This is a genomic window from Sphingomonas sp. SL1004 (assembly GCF_057815015.1).
In genome coordinates this window covers 522,428-538,153 of sequence record NZ_JBYMUX010000001.1, presented here as the reverse complement: position 1 = coordinate 538,153, position 15,726 = coordinate 522,428, and the positions used below count along the sequence as shown (strand labels likewise).

Here is a 15,726-nt window from a genome sequence, read left to right as displayed (position 1 = left end):
CCCCGGATCAGCCGGGGCGGCGCGGGATCACTTGCCGATCAGGACATCGCTCGCCTTGATCAGCACCGTCACCGTGTCACCGGTCGCCAGCGCGAGATCAGCGATCGCCTCCTCGGTGATGTTCGCCGTGACGACGTTGCCACCGCCGATATCGACCTTGACCGAACCGTTGACCGCACCCGGCGTGATCGAAACGATGGTACCGGAAATCTGATTGCGCGCGCTGATCTTCATGATTTAGCTCCAGTCAATAAAGCCACCGCTTAGCAACGACGTGCTCAGCCCGCTACTGGCTCCAGCAGCACGATCGACACGGCATCCTCGCCGAGCAGATCGCCGATCCCTTCGCCGGACGATAGCGCGGTATCGCCCCACCAATCCTCGACGCTACCGATATAACGCTCGGCGCAACGCAATGACATGACGCATCGCAGCGTTATGCCCTCATGCATGCGATGGAAGGCGATGACGTGGCCGGGACGAGCACCTGTGATCGCGATCGATTCGTAGCTGCCGGTCGCGAACAGCGCGGGATACTGGCGCCGGAGGGTCAGCAGCTTTGCAATGAGCCTCATCTTTGGATGTGCCAAGGTCTGCACCGATGCATAGTCTACCGGGCGCCGATTGTCGGGATCTACCAGACTCAGGTCTGCGATCTCGGTACCCTGGTACAAATCGGGGACGCCCGGAACAGTATAGCGCAGCGCAACCTGCGCTAGACTATTGGCATCTGCGGCCGATGCGACCCGGTCGACGAAAGTCGCCAGATCGTCGATGAAGTCACTGGATCGATCGGGATCGAGAAGCGCTTTGGCGAGATCATGGCACCGGGTCTCGTAGGTGGCGTCCGGCGCTTCCCAGGAGGACCGGAGCTTGGCTTCGCGCAACGCCTTCTCCTGCCACGCAACGATCCGTTCGGCATAGGCGGACAGGCCCTTCGTATCCCACGCGGACAGCTTTACGGGCCACGCACCAAATAGAGTCTGGAGGAGCATGTAGACGTCTGCGGGGTCGACTTTGTCTGCGTGCGGTGCGGCCAATGTGAGCCAATGCTCGACCCGGACGCGCCAGATATCCGGAATCTCGCTGAGCACCGCAAGCCTTGCGCGCACCTCTTCGCCACGCTTGTGATCATGCGTCGCGGTTGCGAGCATCGCCGAGGGCCAGTCGCGCGCTCGTTCGGTCATGGCCTGATGGAACGCGTCGATGTCCAGCGACATCCGTGCCGCGTCGAAGCCGACGTCGTTGCGCGAGAGCAGGCGAGCGTAGCGGTAGAAGGCGGTATCCTCGACTGCCTTGGCGGCGATCGGCGCGGAGAGTTGCTGGAACTTGCGCACCGCCTCGGCCGCAAGCGCAGCGTCGCCAGAGCCTTCACCTGCCAGCCATGACAGGACTCGGTCGACCACCGCGCCCTCGCCCGGCGGCACGAACTGCGCGACGCGTTGGCGGACGGTCTCGCGTATCGCTGCGTCCGCGGCCGGTGCTGCATTGCCCGTTCCATATGTTCGATACACCGGGAAGACCCAGAGCAGTCGCTCGATCGCGCGGTGGAGCATGCCGGTGGTGAGGCCGTCGCAGTCTGGGGTCGAGCGGGCCAGCGTGACGAACGCCTCGACGCAGCGGCGGTGCTGTGCGTCGAACTGCCATGCGAGCAGTTCCTGCCGCGCGCGCAGTTCTTCGGGCGCGAAGTCGGCGGATCGTCCGCTTATGTCCGCCCATAGCTTGGCGAGCGGTTCGGCTCCGGCGGGTGCGTGGAGCAACGCGGTCACCTGCTCCATGAAGTCGTAGCCGCTGGTGCCATCGATGCCCCAATCCGTTGCCAGCGGTTCGCCGTCGGCCAGGATCTTCTCGATGACGATATAGGCTGGGCCGGAGGGCGTATCGGCGGGACGTTCGATCGCATCGAGCCGCGCGCGGAGTTGGCGGCAATAGCCCGCGGGGTCGGTCAGGCCATCGACGTGATCCACGCGGACGCCGTCGATCAGTCCCTCTGCGTAAAGGCGGAAATAGAGGGCGTGCGTGGCGTCGAACACCACCGGGTCCTCCACGCGGAGGCCGGCGAGGTCGTTGATCGTGAAGAAGCGGCGCCAGTTAAGTTCGTCGTTGGCGACGCGCCACGACGCGAGGCGGTAGTGCTGGCGGTTGATCAGTGCCGCGATGTCGTCGGTCGCTGCCGTCGCCTGGTCTTCGTCGCGGATCGGGAGGCGGTGTTCGCCGTAAGCTTCGAGGATGTCACGCCCGTCGACCTGCTCGACCTTCAGCGCGCCGCTGGCCAGCGTTTCGGTGAGCGGATCGCCCAGGATCGGGAGGACGAGTTTCTCGCGCCAGTCGATATCGAAATAGCGCGCGAATTCGCTGGCTTCACCGTGTGTTAGGACGTCATTCCACCACGCGTTCTCACCACCGGCAACGCCCATGTGGTTGGGGACGATGTCGATGATTACACCCATCTTGCGCGCTCGTAGCGCCGCGACGAGGCTGCGGAACGCCTCCTCGCCGCCAAGTTCTGGATTGATCCGGGTCGAATCGACGACGTCGTACCCGTGGGTCGAGCCGCTTCGGGCGGTTGTGATCGGCGAAGCGTAGAGGTGGCTGATGCCGAGGGAGTCGAGATACGGCACCAGTGCTTCGGCATTGGCGAAGGTGAAGTCCTTGTGGAACTGAAAGCGGTAGGTTGCGCGGGGGGTGGAAGGAGCAGTCATGCGAGTCTCGCGGCGTTGAGCGTGGCGATGCGGGCGGCGATGTCAGGACGTTCCAGGATAGCTTCAGTCGTGTCGGGCATGCGGCGGCGCCAGTTTGGATGTTCGTCGATCGTACCAGGAAGATTGGGTTGCTCGATCAGTCCGGCGAGGTCCTCGATGGGGACGATCGCAAGCGCACACGGGGTTCCGGCGACATGCGCAATTGCTGCGTCGACCACGGGGGCGGTGTCGTCGGGCGCGGGTTGCTCGGTGTCAGTGCCGAACGCAGACCATAGCGCGGCGCGGTCTTCGGCACGAGCGGCGCGGTCCGCGGGTTCGTCTGGCGCGTCGGACTTGCGGCCAAGGTCCCAGGTCCAGTCGATATCGCGGCCACTCCACCACCCAGCGATCGTTGCAAGGTCGTGCGTGCCGGTCATCGCGACTGCGTCGGGAGACCATTGCGCAGGGGGCACGAAGCCGTCCGCGTCCCGCTCGAACCAGAGCACGCGCATCCCGAGCATAGCGCGGGCGTCCATCGCCGCGCGAAAGCCGTCCGGGACGGTGCCGAGGTCTTCGCCGATAACGATCGCTCGCGCACGCTGCGACTCCATCGCGACGATCCGCGTCATGTCGTCGAACGGCATATCGAGATAGGCGCCCTCCGCAGCCGATACGCCTTCGGGGACGACCCAGAGACGGCGAAGGCCGAACGCGTGGTCGATGCGGATGCCGCCCGCATGCGCCAGGGCTGCGCGGATCGTCGCGATGAAGGGCGCGAAGGCATTGTCGCGGAGCGCTTGCGGGTCGAAGCCGGTAATGCCCCAGCTTTGACCGTCCGGACCGAGCGGATCGGGGGGTGCGCCGATCGACAGGCTGGTGAGCAGGTCGCCGCGACGGCTCCAGCCATGGCTGCCGCGAGGGTCCATGCCGACGGCGAGGTCGGCGATGAGCCCGATCGCCATGCCGGCGTCCTTTGCGGCCGTCTGCGCGGCGTCGAGGTCGCGCCGGGCTAACCATTGGAGAAAGATGTAGAACGTGACGTCGTCCGCATGCTCGGCGACGAAGCGGCGGACGGCGGGGCTGGCGGGATCTTGATACTCGGTCGGCCATTGCTGCCAGCCTCGTGCGCCGGAGATGGCGAAGAAATAAGCATGGAGGGCATCGAACTCGACGTGACGTTCGAGATCAACTCCGCCTATGCGCCTGAACGCGTCGAGAGTTTTACCAAGATCTTGAGCATATTGATCGAAGGTGTTGCGAAGGCGTGCGAGCTTTTCGGGTATGGCGCTGTGCCAGTCGATAAGGTCTGGCGCGGGGGCGTCCGACGTACCGGCGAACGCAGACGGATCGGCGTAGAGGCCGTTGAGAAACTGCCGGCTGGATGGCGCATAGGGGCTGTACCGGCTGGCATCGGCGGGGAAGAGTGCGTGCGTGGGGCTGATCGCGAGTGCATCGGCACCGCACTGCCCGAACGCTCGGGCAGCGTTGGCGAGCGTGCCGAAGTCGCCGAATGCCTTTGCGGTCGCGCCGCGCAGGCTCGGGATCTGGACCGCGGGCGCCCAGATTTTGCGCCTCGGTACGGCGTCGGTGATCGTGTAGCAGCGTTGCGGGGCGACGAGCAGGTCGATCACGTCGTCACCGATTTCGAGACGATGATAACCGGTATGCTCGATCGGCTTGAGCGCGCCCCGGTCGATCGCAACCGACGTCCGCGTGCCGTTTTCGAGGGTGAGTTCGGCCTTGCCGGATAGCGTGGTCGCAAGCTGGATCGGATCGCCGACGTCGACGGACAGGAAGCGGGGCGCCCGGGCAGTCCTGACTGCGATAGCGGCGAGGCTTTCAGCGATCTGCGTGGCGCTCGCGGATGGGTGGCCCAGGCAATCGAGGATCTTCCGCAACGCGTCGTCTGATAGCGTCTGACGGCGGCCGCCCGCGTCCTGCCATTCGGGCTGCAGGCCGGCGGCGATGGCGAGCTTTTGCATATTGCTCATGGTTTTAGCCAGACTGCGATGCTGCCGGACTGGCCGGCCTCGCCATCGGCGTAGGTAGGTACGGCTTCAATCTCGGGGAACGCAACCGCCTCGTCGCCGAGGTTCAGCGCGATCGTGAGGACCGCGCCGTCGCCCATCTTCCACCGTGCGACGACCGCCCCCTCCCCGATTGCTTCGGCGCCGATCGCGGCCGCATTGCGCAGGCGGGGGATGATCTGCTCGTGGCGGATTTTCAACAGGTTACGGTACAGGTCTTGCCACGCCATCGCATCTGGTCCGGGCTGCGCGCGCGATTGGTGGAAGGTTTCGTGCGCGTTGGGATCGGGGATCGCTTGCCGTGCTTCCGGGGCGGCGAAGGCGGCGAACTTGGCGAATTCCTTGCGGCGGCCTTCGCGCACTGCATCGGCGAGGTCGTCGTGGAAGTCGGTGAAGAAGAGGAACGGGCTTTCACTGCCGTGCTCGTCGCCGATGAAGAGCAGCGGGATCTGCGGGCCCAGCAACAGCAGCGCGGTGGCGGCGCGCAGCTTCTGGCGGTCGGCGAGCAGCGTCAGGCGTTCGCCCATCGCGCGGTTGCCGATCTGGTCGTGATTCTGGAGGAACGCGACGAACGCGGTCGGAGAGAGGTGCGCGCTGCGCTTGCCGCGCGGCTTGCCGTCGTGGTTGGGGGAGCCTTCGCCCTGATAGATGAAGCCTTCACCGAGGCAGCGCGCCAAGCGTTCGGCGGGGCGGTCGGCGAAGTCGGCGTAATAGGCGCTGGTCTCGCCGGTGAGCAGGACGTGGAGGACGTTGTGGAAGTCGTCGTTCCACTGCGCGTCGAACGCAGCGGGGTGGAGGCGGTCGGCGTCGTTGCGTTCGTTCTCGAGGACGAGGTGGACGTGGCGGCCGGCGGTCTTCTCGCGCAGTTCGGCGGCCATCGCGTCGAGGAAGGCGTCGTTCTCGATCGCGTGGACCGCATCGAAGCGGAGGCCGTCGAAGCGGTATTCGTTGAGCCACATCAGCGCGTTGTCGACGAAATAACGGTGGACCGGCGGCTGATCGACCGCGACCGCGCCGCCCCAGGGAGTGTCGACTTCGGGGTGGAAGAAGCCCTTCGCATAGGCGCCGAGGTAGTTTCCGTCGGGGCCGAAGTGATTGTAGACCACGTCGAGGAACACGGCGAGGCCGAGCTCGTGGGCGCGGTCGACCAGCGCCTTCAGGTCGTCGGGCGAGCCGTAGCTTTCGGCAGGGGCGTAGGAGAGCACGCCGTCATAGCCCCAGTTGCGGGTGCCGCCGAACGCGTTGACGGGCATGAGTTCGATTGCCGTAATGCCGAGCGCAGCGATTGACGGGAGGTGGTCCGCGACGCCTTCGAAGCCGCCGAGCGTGCCGACATGGACTTCCTGGATGACCATCTCTTCCCACGGTCGGCCGCGCCAGTCCGAGGTGCGCCATTGATAGGCCTCGCGATCGACGACCACGCTCCAGCCGTGGACGCCGCCGTCTTGTGCCCGTGCGGCGGGGTCTGGTACGGTCAGGTCGTCCGCGAGTCGAAACCGATACCGAGCACCCGCGTCGACTGGTGCTTTCGCGCTGAACCAGCCCTTTGGTTCGGGGGTCATCTGAACCGCGTCGCCATCGGCGATTTCGAGTGTCACCGTGTCGCGATCGGGGGCCCAGAGGCGAAAGATCGTCCCGTCCGCGGCAAGCGTCGGTCCCCACGTCATGCCGCTGCGATCTTCCACGAGAGTAGTGCCGCGCCCTGTTGGGGCAGCTCATAGCTGTCCTTGATCGTGGTCGCGCCCTGTTCCGGCTTACTGCTGTCGATCAGCACGGTTCGTTCGACTTCTGCCGGGGGTGGCATATGGAAGGTCAGAGGGCCTTCCGAGGCGTTGAGCAGGAGAGAAACCACCTGCACCTCCCCCGACTCCAGCTCGCACGCGCGTCGCATCACCAGCGCGCGGCCGTTGGTGTTCTCCCAATCTTCAGACGTCAGTTGCAGGCCGCGCTCGTCCCACCATTCGATGTCCTTGAGACCCTCGGCCGGCGTATCCTCGCCGTAGAGGAAATTGCCGGCGCGGAGCATGCCGTATTCGCGGCGGAGTGCGATCAGGCGAGCGGTGAAGTCGATCAGCGCGTCGCCCTCGGGGGACTTGGCCTTGTTCCAGTCAAGCCAGCTGATTTCGTTGTCCTGGCAGTACGCGTTGTTATTGCCGTTCTGCGTGCGGCCGAACTCGTCGCCCGCGACCAGCATCGGCGTGCCTAGCGAGGCGAACAGCGTCGTTAGCATCGAGCGCATCACGCGCTGGCGGGTCTCGAGAATCGCGGGGTCCTCGGTCGGGCCTTCGACGCCCCAGTTGCGGGAGCAGTTGTTCGAGTGGCCGTCGTTGTTGTCTTCACCGTTCGCTTCGTTGTGGCGCTCCTCGTAGGCGACGGTGTCGGCGAGCGTGTAGCCGTCGTGCGCGCCGAGCAGGTTGACACTCGCCCAGGGGCGGCGTGCGCGGCGGTCGAACAGGTCGGCGGAACCGGTCAGGCGTGCGGCAAGATCGGCGCGCTGCGCATGATCTCCGCGCCAGAACTTCCGTACGGTGTCGCGGTACTTGTCGTTCCACTCCGCGAACCCGGGGGGAAAGTTGCCGAGCTGGTAGCCACCGGGGCCGATGTCCCAGGGCTCGGTAATGAGCTTCAGTTTGCCGAGCACCGGGTCCTGACGGAGCACGTCGAAAAAGCCTGCGCCGGGATCGAAGCCGGTGTCGGTGCGGCCAAGCGTCAGGCCGAGATCGAAGCGGAAGCCGTCGATGCCGAAGCTGGTCGCCCAGTAGCGGAGCGAATCCGCTACCATCTGGATTACGCGGGCTTTGGTCAGGTTCAGGGTGTTGCCGGTGCCGGTGTCGTTGATCGAATAGCGGGGGTCGTCCTTGACGAGGCGGTAGTAGCTCGCGTTGTCGAGACCGCGCCACGAGAGCGTCGGGCCCTGTTCGGAGCCTTCGCAGGTGTGGTTGTAGACGACATCGAGGATCACCTCGATCCCGGCCGCGTGGAGGCGGCGGATCGAGCGGCGGAGTTCGTTATGGCTGTCGGTGGCGAAGAACGAGCGCTCTGGCGTGAAGAAATTGAGAGTGTTGTAGCCCCAGTAATTGCGCAGTCCCTTCTCCTGGAGGAAGCGGTCCTGGATATAGGTGTGGATCGGCAGCAGCTCGATCGCGGTGACGCCGAGGCGCTTGAGGTGATCGATGACCTTGGGGTTGCCGAGCGCCGCGAAGGTGCCGCGTTCGGAGGGCTGGACCTCCTCGAACAGCTTGGTCAGGCCCTTGGTATGCGCCTCGTAAATCACCGTATCGGACCACGGCGTGTTAGGGCGCACGTCGCGCGACCAGTCGAAATGGCTGTCGGTCACGACGCCCTTGGGCATCGTCAGCGCGCTGTCGCGCTTGTCGAAGCTCAGGTCCGCGCGCGGCGACTTGACTTGATAGCCGTACATAGCGTCGGTCCAGCGGAGTTCGCCGATCATCTGCTTGGCGTACGGATCGAGCAGCAGCTTGTTCGGATTGAAGCGGTGGCCTTCCTCGGGGGCATAGCGACCATGCGCTCGGTAGCCATAGACGAGGCCCGGCTGTGCGTCGGGGAGGTAGCCGTGCCAGACTTCGTCGGTCCATTCGGGAAGCACGTACCGCTTGAGCTCACGGCGCCCGGTCTCGTCATAGACGCAGAGTTCGATCTTCTCGGCGTTGGCAGAGTAGACTGCGAAATTGACGCCGAGGCCGTCGAAGGTCGCGCCTAGCGGATAGGCCGAGCCGGCGTCGAGCGTGTCGGGCAGTAGATGCAATGCGAAGACCCTTTTCGTGTCGTAATCGTCTTGCTGCGGGCGCGGCTTTATCGCGGTGCAGCATTCCTTGCCGTGAAACCCGCTCGCGGCTTCCTATGTTCCGCTCAACGCGGTGAGTTTCGCCGTATCATTCCACGTATCAAGGGGCCATCATGCGCATTCCTTCCACTCCCCGGTCGATCCTGGCATGAGCGGGCCAAAACTGTTCGAGCCACTTACGGTCGGCAACCTGACGCTCGCAAACCGCATCGTGATCGCGCCGATGTGTCAGTATTCGGCCGAAAACGGCTGCATGAACGACTGGCACCAGATCCATCTGGGGCAGCTCGCGCTGTCGGGCGCGGCGTTGCTGACGATCGAGGCGAGCGCGGTGCTGCCCGAGGGGCGGATCACGTATGGCGACGTCGGGCTCTACGACGACGCCACCGAAGCCGCGATGGCTGGCGTGATCGAGAGCGTGCGGCGGTGGTCCGACATGCCGATTGCGATCCAGCTGGCGCATGCCGGGCGCAAGGCGTCCTGCGACCTGCCATGGAAGGGCGGGCTGCAGATCGCGCCGAGCGAGCCGAACGGCTGGCAGACCGAGGCGCCCTCTGCCGTATCGTTCCTGCCGGAGGAAAACGCACCGGTCGCCCTCGACCGCGAAGGTCTGGCAAAGGTCCGCGATGCGTTCGTGGCAGCGACGGTGCGCGCCGCGCGGCTTGGGATCGACGTGATCCAGTTGCATGGCGCACACGGCTATCTGCTGCACGAGTTCTTGTCGCCGCTGTCGAACCGCCGTGAGGATGAATATGGCGGCAGCTTAGAAAACCGGATGCGGTTCCCGCTCGAAGTGTTCGATGCCGTTCGCGCTGCGTTTCCGGCCGAACGGGCGGTGACAATGCGCGTGTCTGGGACCGACTGGGCCGAGGGTGGCTGGGATTCGGAGCAGACGGTGGCGTTTGCAAAGGCCCTGGAAGCGCGCGGATGTGGTGCGATCCATGTGTCGAGCGGCGGCAATACGCCGGCGCAGCAGATCCCGGTTGGCCCGAGCTACCAGGTGCCCTTGGCACGTGCGGTCAAGCAGGCGGTGTCGATCCCGGTCGTCGCGGTCGGGCTGATCACCGATTTCGAGCAGGCTGAGGCGATTGTGGGGACGGGCGATGCGGACATGATCGCGCTGGCTCGGACGATTTTGTACGATCCGCGCTGGCCTTGGCATGCGGCGGCGCATCTTGGGGGGAAGGTTAAGGCGCCTAACCAGTATCTGCGTTCGCAGCCGCGGCAGTATAAGGATCTGTTCGAGGGATAAGCCCCGCTCCTGCAATCCTCCCCCGCCAGGGGGAGGTGGCGCGGAGCGACGGAGGGGGAGGAACACGCAACATCGGTTGCACCTGCCTCCCCCTCCGTCAGGCAAGTGCCTGCCACCTCCCCCTGGCGGGGGAGGGTTGCTCGGTTCCGCTCCAATAGGAGTGGTAGATGGTTGGCGGCTTAACCCGCCACGGTCATCACCGACCCCGAGTCCACGCGGATATCCGCGCCGTTGATGAAGCTTGCGCGCTCGGAGCAGAGGAACACGATCGCCGACGCGACCTCTTCCGCGGTGCCGCGGCGCTTCAGGGTCATTCCCGGGCGCTCTTCCTCGAGAAACGTCTCGATCGCCTCGTCGAAGCTGGTGCCCTTTTCGTCGGCACGCTTCTTCATCATCTTGTCGGTCATCGGCGTGGCGATGAAGGCGGGCGACACGGTGTTCACCAGGACATTGTCGCAGCCGTAAGCCTTGGACAGCCCCTTCGAGAGGCTGGAGATGCCTGCCTTCGACGCGCAATAGGCCAGTTCGTCGACATAGGGCTGCACCGCGTCCTCCGAACTCATCAGCACGATCCGACCCCATTTCGCGGCGCGCATCGCCGGGATCGCCTCGCGGCAGACGCGGACGGCGCCCATCAGATTGATGTCGAGCGTCGACTGCCAGCCTTCATCGTCAACGTCGAGGAAGTCGCCGGTCGCGCCGGTCACGCCTGCGCAGTTGACCAGGATGTCGGGCTCGCCGAGCTGCTCGCGGACCTTGGCGAACAGCGCCTTCACATCGTCGAGCTTGGTCAGGTCCGCTTGCACCGCGATCACCTCGCCGTGTGCCTTCAACTCTGTGGCGCTCGCGTCGAGGTCGCCGCCGGGCTGGTCGGTGATCGCGACGCGCACGCCTTCCTGGAGCAGCATCCGGGCGGTTTCCTTGCCCATGCCGCTGTCGGCGCCGGTGACGAGCGCGATCTTGCCTGCGATATCGAGGTTCATGGTCGTATCCTTGTCGGAGTGAAGGTCATGCCCAGGCCTTGGGGCCGCCATCGTCGAGCGCGCGGTCGAGGTAGAAGGCGGCGCTGATCAGCGCGAGGTGGCTGAAACCTTGGGGAAAATTGCCGAGGAAGCTGCCGTCCTGCGCGATTTCCTCGGCGAACAGCCCGAGATGGTTGCCGTGCGCGAGCAGCTTTTCGAAATTCCAGCGCGCTTCGTTCAGCCGCCCTGCCCGCGCGAGGCATTCGACGTACCAGAACGAGCAGGCGACGAACGTCCCCTCGGTGCCCGGCAGGCCGTCGTCGATCCTGTAGCGATACACCTGCCCGTCGTCGGACAGGTCGTCGCCGATCGCCTCCAGCGTCGCGAGCCATTTGGGATCGGTCGGGCCGATGAAGCGCACCAGCGGCATCATCAGCAACGCGCCGTCGACCGCCTTGTCCTCGGGCGCATCGCCGATCGCGCGGACGAAACGGCCGAGATCGTCGTTCCAGAAATTCGCCCAGATATCCTGGTTGATCGCCGTCCGGACCTCGGACCAGCGCACGAGCGGTGCGGGGAGCGAGCGCTTCTGCGCGAGCCTCACTGCGCGGTCGACCGCGACCCAGCTCATCAGCCGGGAGTGGAGGTAATGCTTCTTGGGTCCTCGGACCTCCCAGATCCCAGAGTCCGGCGTCGCCCAAGTCTCGCAGACCTGATCGACGATCCGGCAGATCGCCATCCAGGAATCATGCGCGATCGGCTCGCCGTATTTGGTGCCGAGATAGGTCGCATCGAGCAGCGCGCCGTAGATGTCGTGCTGCGTCTGGTCCTTCGCCTCGTTGCCGACGACGATCGGCGAAGCGCCCTCGAATCCGGCAAGGTCGAGGTCGCGTTCGTCGGCGATCGGGCCGCCGTCGAGTGCGTACATCACGCCGAGGTGGCCCTTCGAACACGCCTGTGCGCGGTCCATCGTCCAGTGGAGGAAGCCGACCGCCTCGCTTTGGAAGCCCAGCCGTAGCAGCGCGTAGACGGTGAACGAGGAGTCGCGGATCCACGTCGCGCGGTAATCCCAGTTGCGGACGCCGCCGGGTGCCTCGGGCAGGCCGAAGGTGGCGGCGGCCGCGATCGAGCCATGCTTGCGCGAGGTGAGGAGTTTCAACACCATCGCCGAGCGCTCGACGGTCTCGCGCCAGCGGCCGCGATAGCGCGACTGGCGGCTCCATGTCCGCCAATAAGCGATGTCCTTATCGACGATCGCATCGAGCGCTTCGGTATCGAGCGAGACGTCGTCGGGGTTGCTGAGGATCAGCGAGACGGTGTCGCCTTCGCTCAGGTGGATTTCGGCGGTGAGGTCGCAACCGTCTACGACCAGCGAAGCCGCACCGTGCAACGCGAGCGCCAAGCCGGTCTCGTGATCAAACCGCCCGCGCGAGACGGCGGCGCCGTTGACGGTCACCGATGCCTTGCGCCCCGCCGCGCCGTAATCGAATCGCGGCGCACACCGCACGCGGATCGTCGCCGCGCCGCGCGTGCAGGTCAGCCGTCGGACCAGCCGCGGCGGTGCATCGTCAACGTCGTTGCCGACCGGCATCAGGTCGACCAGGTCGACGCTGGCCTTCGTCCCCATCCAGCGGGTGAGCAGGATGTTGGTCTCGGGCAGGTACATCTGGATGATCCGCGCATCGGGAAGATCAGGCGCGACCGCGAAATGCCCGCCCTTCTCGCTGTCGAGCAACCGCGCGAATACCGAGGCACTGTCGAGGCACGGCCAGCAGAGATAGTCGATCGTGCCCGCCGTATCGACCAGCGCGATCGTCTCCAGGTTACCGATCGCGCCGTGATCCGCGATCGATATGGCGGGCTTGTCCCCAAGCTCACCCATTATCGCGGAAGCCGGGATACAGGCTCATGCCGCCGTCGATCGTCAGCGTCGAGCCGACGATATAGTCCGCCGCATCCGACACCAGGAACAGCGCCGCGCGGGCGACGTCCTCGGGATCGCCGATCCGGCCGTAGGGGATCAGTTCGAGCAGCTTGTCCTGGTCGGCGGTCGCATCCTCGTTGATTTCGGTCGCGATCGCGCCGGGAGCGATGCCGTTCACGCGGATGCGGTCGCCCGCGATCTCCTGCGCGAGTGTGCGCATCAGCATCCCGCTGCCGCCCTTCGACGCGGCGTAATTGGCGTGGCCCGCCCAGGGGATGACCTCGTGCACCGAACTCATGAACAGGATCTTCCCGATCGACCGGCTGAAGCCGCGGTCGCCCTGTTTGCGGAACCGGCGCACGGCCTCGCGTGAGACCAAGAATTGCCCGGTCAAGTTGACGTCGATGACGCGCTTCCAGTCCTCCAGCGTCAGGTCGGCATAGGCCGCGTCCTTCTGCATGCCCGCGTTGGCGAAGACGATGTCGACGCCGCCGAAGCGCTCGACCGTCTCGTCGAACAGCTTCAGCACCGCTGCCTCGTCGGACGTATCCGCCTCGCATGCGAATGCTTCGCCACCCGCCTGCTCGATCACCTCGACCACTTCGCGCGCCTTGTCCGCGCTGCTGTTGTAGTTGACCGCGACCTTCGCGCCGGCCTTGGCAAAGGCGATGGCGGAGGCGCGGCCGAGGCCGGAACTCGCGCCGGTAACGATCGCGGCCTGGCCTGTCAGGTCGATATGCATGGCTGATCTTTCGCTGAGGATTATCGCGGGTTAACGCGCGCCCTCCGGCATTTCTCCCTGCCCATGCCCTCACCCACGCTCTCGGCGGGCAATCTCGCTGATCTGGGTTAACTCGCCATTTTCAGTGCAACTCTTAGCCCGCCCCGCGCGCTGTGGGTCCTGAGAAGCTACGAGGACGGCACATGACCAAGACCATCGCCAAGGATACCGGCACGCCCCCGCAGGGCGCCAAGTTCGAGACGCAGATCGGCGAAGGCGGCGAACTCCACCAGGTCGCCAGCGGCGACGGCGACGTGCTGACGACGCAGCAGGGCATCCCGGTATTCGACGACCAGAATTCGCTCAAGGTCGGCGACCGCGGGCCGACGTTGCTCGAGGATTTCCACTTCCGCGAGAAGATCTTCCACTTCGATCACGAGCGTATTCCCGAGCGCGTCGTGCACGCGCGCGGTTATGGTGCGCATGGCACGTTCACGCTGACCGAGAGCCTCGAGGAGTTCACCAGCGCCGGCATTCTCACCGAAGTCGGCGAGCAGACGCCGATGTTCCTGCGTTTCTCGACGGTCGCGGGCAACAAGGGCTCGGCCGATCTGGCGCGCGACGTGCGCGGCTTCGCGGTGAAGTTCTACACCAAGGAAGGCAATTGGGACGTCGTCGGGAACAACATCCCGGTGTTCTTCATCCAGGACGCGATCAAGTTCCCCGACCTGATCCATGCCGCCAAGCAGGAGCCCGACCGTGGCTTCCCGCAGGCGCAGACGGCGCATGACAATTTCTGGGACTTCATCAGCCTGACCCCGGAATCGATGCACATGGTCATGTGGATCATGTCCGACCGCACCATCCCGCGCGGCTTCCGCTTCGTCGAGGGCTTTGGCGTGCACACGTTCCGGTTGGTCAATGCCGAGGGCAAGGGTACTTACGTCAAGTTCCACTTCAAGCCGAAGCTGGGCCTCCAGTCGGTTGCGTGGAACGAAGCGGTCAAGATCAACGGCGCCGATCCCGACTTCCACCGCCGCGACCTGTGGGATTCGATCGACCAGGGCAATTTCCCCGAGTGGGACATGGGCGTGCAGTTGTTCGACGACGAGTTCGCCGACAATTTCGAATTCGACGTGCTCGATGCGACCAAGATCATCCCCGAGGAACAGATCCCGGTCCGCATCATCGGCAGCTTCAAGCTCGATCGTCTCGTCGACAATTTCTTCGCCGAGACCGAGCAGGTCGCGTTCTGCACGCAGAACGTCGTGCCGGGGATCGGCTTCACCAACGATCCGCTGCTGCAGGGCCGCAACTTCTCGTATCTCGATACGCAGCTGAAGCGCCTCGGCAGCACCAACTTCACGCATATCCCGATCAATGCGCCGAAGATCCCGGTGAACAATTACCAGCAGGACGGCCACATGGCGATGCGCAACCCCAAGGGTCGCGTGAACTATGAGCCGAACAGCTGGGCCGGCACGCCGCGCGAGAGCCCGACCAAGGGCTACAAGCACTTCCCGTCGCAGGAGACGGGGCGCAAGGCGCAGGTGCGCTCGGCGACGTTCGCCGATCACTACAGCCAGGCGCGGCAGTTCTTCATCAGCCAGACCGAGATCGAGCAGAAGCACATCGGTGATGCGTTGACGTTCGAGCTGTCGAAGGTCGAACGCGTCGACATCCGCGAACTGATGGTCGGGCATCTGCTCAACATCGACGAGAAGCTCGCGAAGACGGTCGCGACCGGTCTCGGCCTCAAAACGATGCCGCCCAAGGCCAAGGCTGCGGTCGAGACGCGTACCGACCTGCCCGCTTCGGATGCCCTCAGCATCCTGAAGAACACCAGCGGCAGCTTCGAGGGGCGCAAGCTCGGCATCCTCGTCACCGACGGGGCACCGGCTGCGATCGTGCAGGCCCTGGTCGACGGGGTCGTCGCGGCGAAGGCCACGTACGAGATCATCGCACCGAAGGTTGCCGGCGCGACGCTCGACGACGGGACGCTCGCGGAAGGCAAGCAGAAGATCGATGGCGCGCCGTCGGTGCTCTACGATGCCGTCGCGATCGTCGTGTCGGCGGACGGGGCGAAGAAGCTCGGCAAGGACAAGACTGCCAAGGACTTCGTCAGCGACGCGTTCGGGCATGCCAAGTTCATCGGCTTCAACGCCGAGGCGAAGCCGTTCCTGGAAAAGGCCGGCATCGAGGACGAGGACATGGACGACGGCGTGATCGCGCTGGGCGGCAAGGGCGACGTCGACACGTTCCTCAAGATGCTCGGCAAGCTGCGCATCTGGGATCGCGAACTGAACGTCGATCTCGATGCCCCCGCGTTCGAAGACCCCGAGGCGGCTTGATCG

General features: G+C 65.2%; 10 protein-coding genes. 2 read left to right on the top strand and 8 right to left on the bottom strand.

What is annotated here, in order from left to right:
• Window positions 1-27 precede the first annotated feature (27 nt).
• The 5 genes from AC3D24_RS02490 to glgX are packed head-to-tail and all read right to left on the bottom strand — an operon-like array spanning window position 28 to window position 8,474.
• Complete coding sequence (locus tag AC3D24_RS02490; protein ID WP_489027877.1) at window positions 28-234, bottom strand: TOBE domain-containing protein; 207 nt, start codon at window positions 232-234, stop codon at window positions 28-30.
• 44 nt (window positions 235-278) lie between these two features.
• Complete coding sequence (gene treY / locus AC3D24_RS02485; protein WP_489027875.1) at window positions 279-2,702, bottom strand: malto-oligosyltrehalose synthase; 2,424 nt, start codon at window positions 2,700-2,702, stop codon at window positions 279-281.
• Entirely contained in the window at window positions 2,699-4,672 is a 1,974-nt protein-coding gene (gene malQ, locus AC3D24_RS02480) for a 4-alpha-glucanotransferase (RefSeq protein WP_489027873.1), read from the bottom strand. Before malQ ends, treY begins: the two co-directional genes overlap by 4 nt.
• A complete protein-coding gene (gene treZ, locus AC3D24_RS02475; protein ID WP_489027871.1) occupies window positions 4,669-6,375 on the bottom strand; it encodes a malto-oligosyltrehalose trehalohydrolase in 1,707 nt (568 codons plus the stop codon). The genes malQ and treZ overlap by 4 nt, the downstream gene beginning before the upstream one ends.
• Window positions 6,372-8,474, bottom strand: coding sequence for a glycogen debranching protein GlgX (glgX, locus tag AC3D24_RS02470; protein ID WP_489027870.1), 2,103 nt, complete (start codon window positions 8,472-8,474; stop codon window positions 6,372-6,374). Before glgX ends, treZ begins: the two co-directional genes overlap by 4 nt.
• Before the next feature lie 187 nt (window positions 8,475-8,661).
• On the opposite strand from glgX, the gene AC3D24_RS02465 reads away from it, so the two are divergent.
• Window positions 8,662-9,765, top strand: coding sequence for an NADH:flavin oxidoreductase/NADH oxidase (locus tag AC3D24_RS02465; RefSeq protein ID WP_489027869.1), 1,104 nt, complete (start codon window positions 8,662-8,664; stop codon window positions 9,763-9,765).
• 179 nt (window positions 9,766-9,944) lie between these two features.
• On the opposite strand, the gene AC3D24_RS02460 is transcribed toward AC3D24_RS02465, so the two are convergent.
• Genes AC3D24_RS02460 through AC3D24_RS02450 form a run of 3 tightly spaced genes read right to left on the bottom strand, consistent with a single transcriptional unit; the run spans window position 9,945 to window position 13,393 of the window.
• A complete protein-coding gene (locus AC3D24_RS02460; RefSeq protein ID WP_489027867.1) occupies window positions 9,945-10,748 on the bottom strand; it encodes an SDR family NAD(P)-dependent oxidoreductase in 804 nt (267 codons plus the stop codon).
• A 25-nt stretch (window positions 10,749-10,773) separates the two neighbouring features.
• Entirely contained in the window at window positions 10,774-12,609 is a 1,836-nt protein-coding gene (locus tag AC3D24_RS02455) for a glycoside hydrolase family 15 protein (protein WP_489027866.1), read from the bottom strand.
• Window positions 12,602-13,393 carry a glucose 1-dehydrogenase gene (locus AC3D24_RS02450; RefSeq protein ID WP_489027864.1) on the bottom strand — a complete coding sequence of 264 codons (792 nt, stop codon included), beginning with the start codon at window positions 13,391-13,393 and terminating at the stop codon, window positions 12,602-12,604. The genes AC3D24_RS02455 and AC3D24_RS02450 overlap by 8 nt, the downstream gene beginning before the upstream one ends.
• A gap of 182 nt (window positions 13,394-13,575) precedes the next feature.
• Between AC3D24_RS02450 and AC3D24_RS02445 the strand changes: the two genes are divergently transcribed.
• Window positions 13,576-15,723 carry a catalase gene (locus tag AC3D24_RS02445; protein WP_489027862.1) on the top strand — a complete coding sequence of 716 codons (2,148 nt, stop codon included), beginning with the start codon at window positions 13,576-13,578 and terminating at the stop codon, window positions 15,721-15,723.
• Window positions 15,724-15,726: the final 3 nt, after the last annotated feature.

Bases quoted from the DNA above. Each gene is read 5' to 3' on its own strand.
- treY (WP_489027875.1), bottom strand. From the start codon at position 2,702: ATGACTGCTCCTTCCACCCCCCGCGCAACCTACCGCTTTCAGTTCCAC.
- malQ (WP_489027873.1), bottom strand. From the start codon at position 4,672: ATGAGCAATATGCAAAAGCTCGCCATCGCCGCCGGCCTGCAGCCCGAA.
- AC3D24_RS02450 (WP_489027864.1), bottom strand. From the start codon at position 13,393: ATGCATATCGACCTGACAGGCCAGGCCGCGATCGTTACCGGCGCGAGT.
- AC3D24_RS02460 (WP_489027867.1), bottom strand. From the start codon at position 10,748: ATGAACCTCGATATCGCAGGCAAGATCGCGCTCGTCACCGGCGCCGAC.
- AC3D24_RS02455 (WP_489027866.1), bottom strand. From the start codon at position 12,609: ATGGGTGAGCTTGGGGACAAGCCCGCCATATCGATCGCGGATCACGGC.
- treZ (WP_489027871.1), bottom strand. From the start codon at position 6,375: ATGACGTGGGGACCGACGCTTGCCGCGGACGGGACGATCTTTCGCCTC.
- AC3D24_RS02445 (WP_489027862.1), top strand. From the start codon at position 13,576: ATGACCAAGACCATCGCCAAGGATACCGGCACGCCCCCGCAGGGCGCC.
- AC3D24_RS02465 (WP_489027869.1), top strand. From the start codon at position 8,662: ATGAGCGGGCCAAAACTGTTCGAGCCACTTACGGTCGGCAACCTGACG.
- AC3D24_RS02490 (WP_489027877.1), bottom strand. From the start codon at position 234: ATGAAGATCAGCGCGCGCAATCAGATTTCCGGTACCATCGTTTCGATC.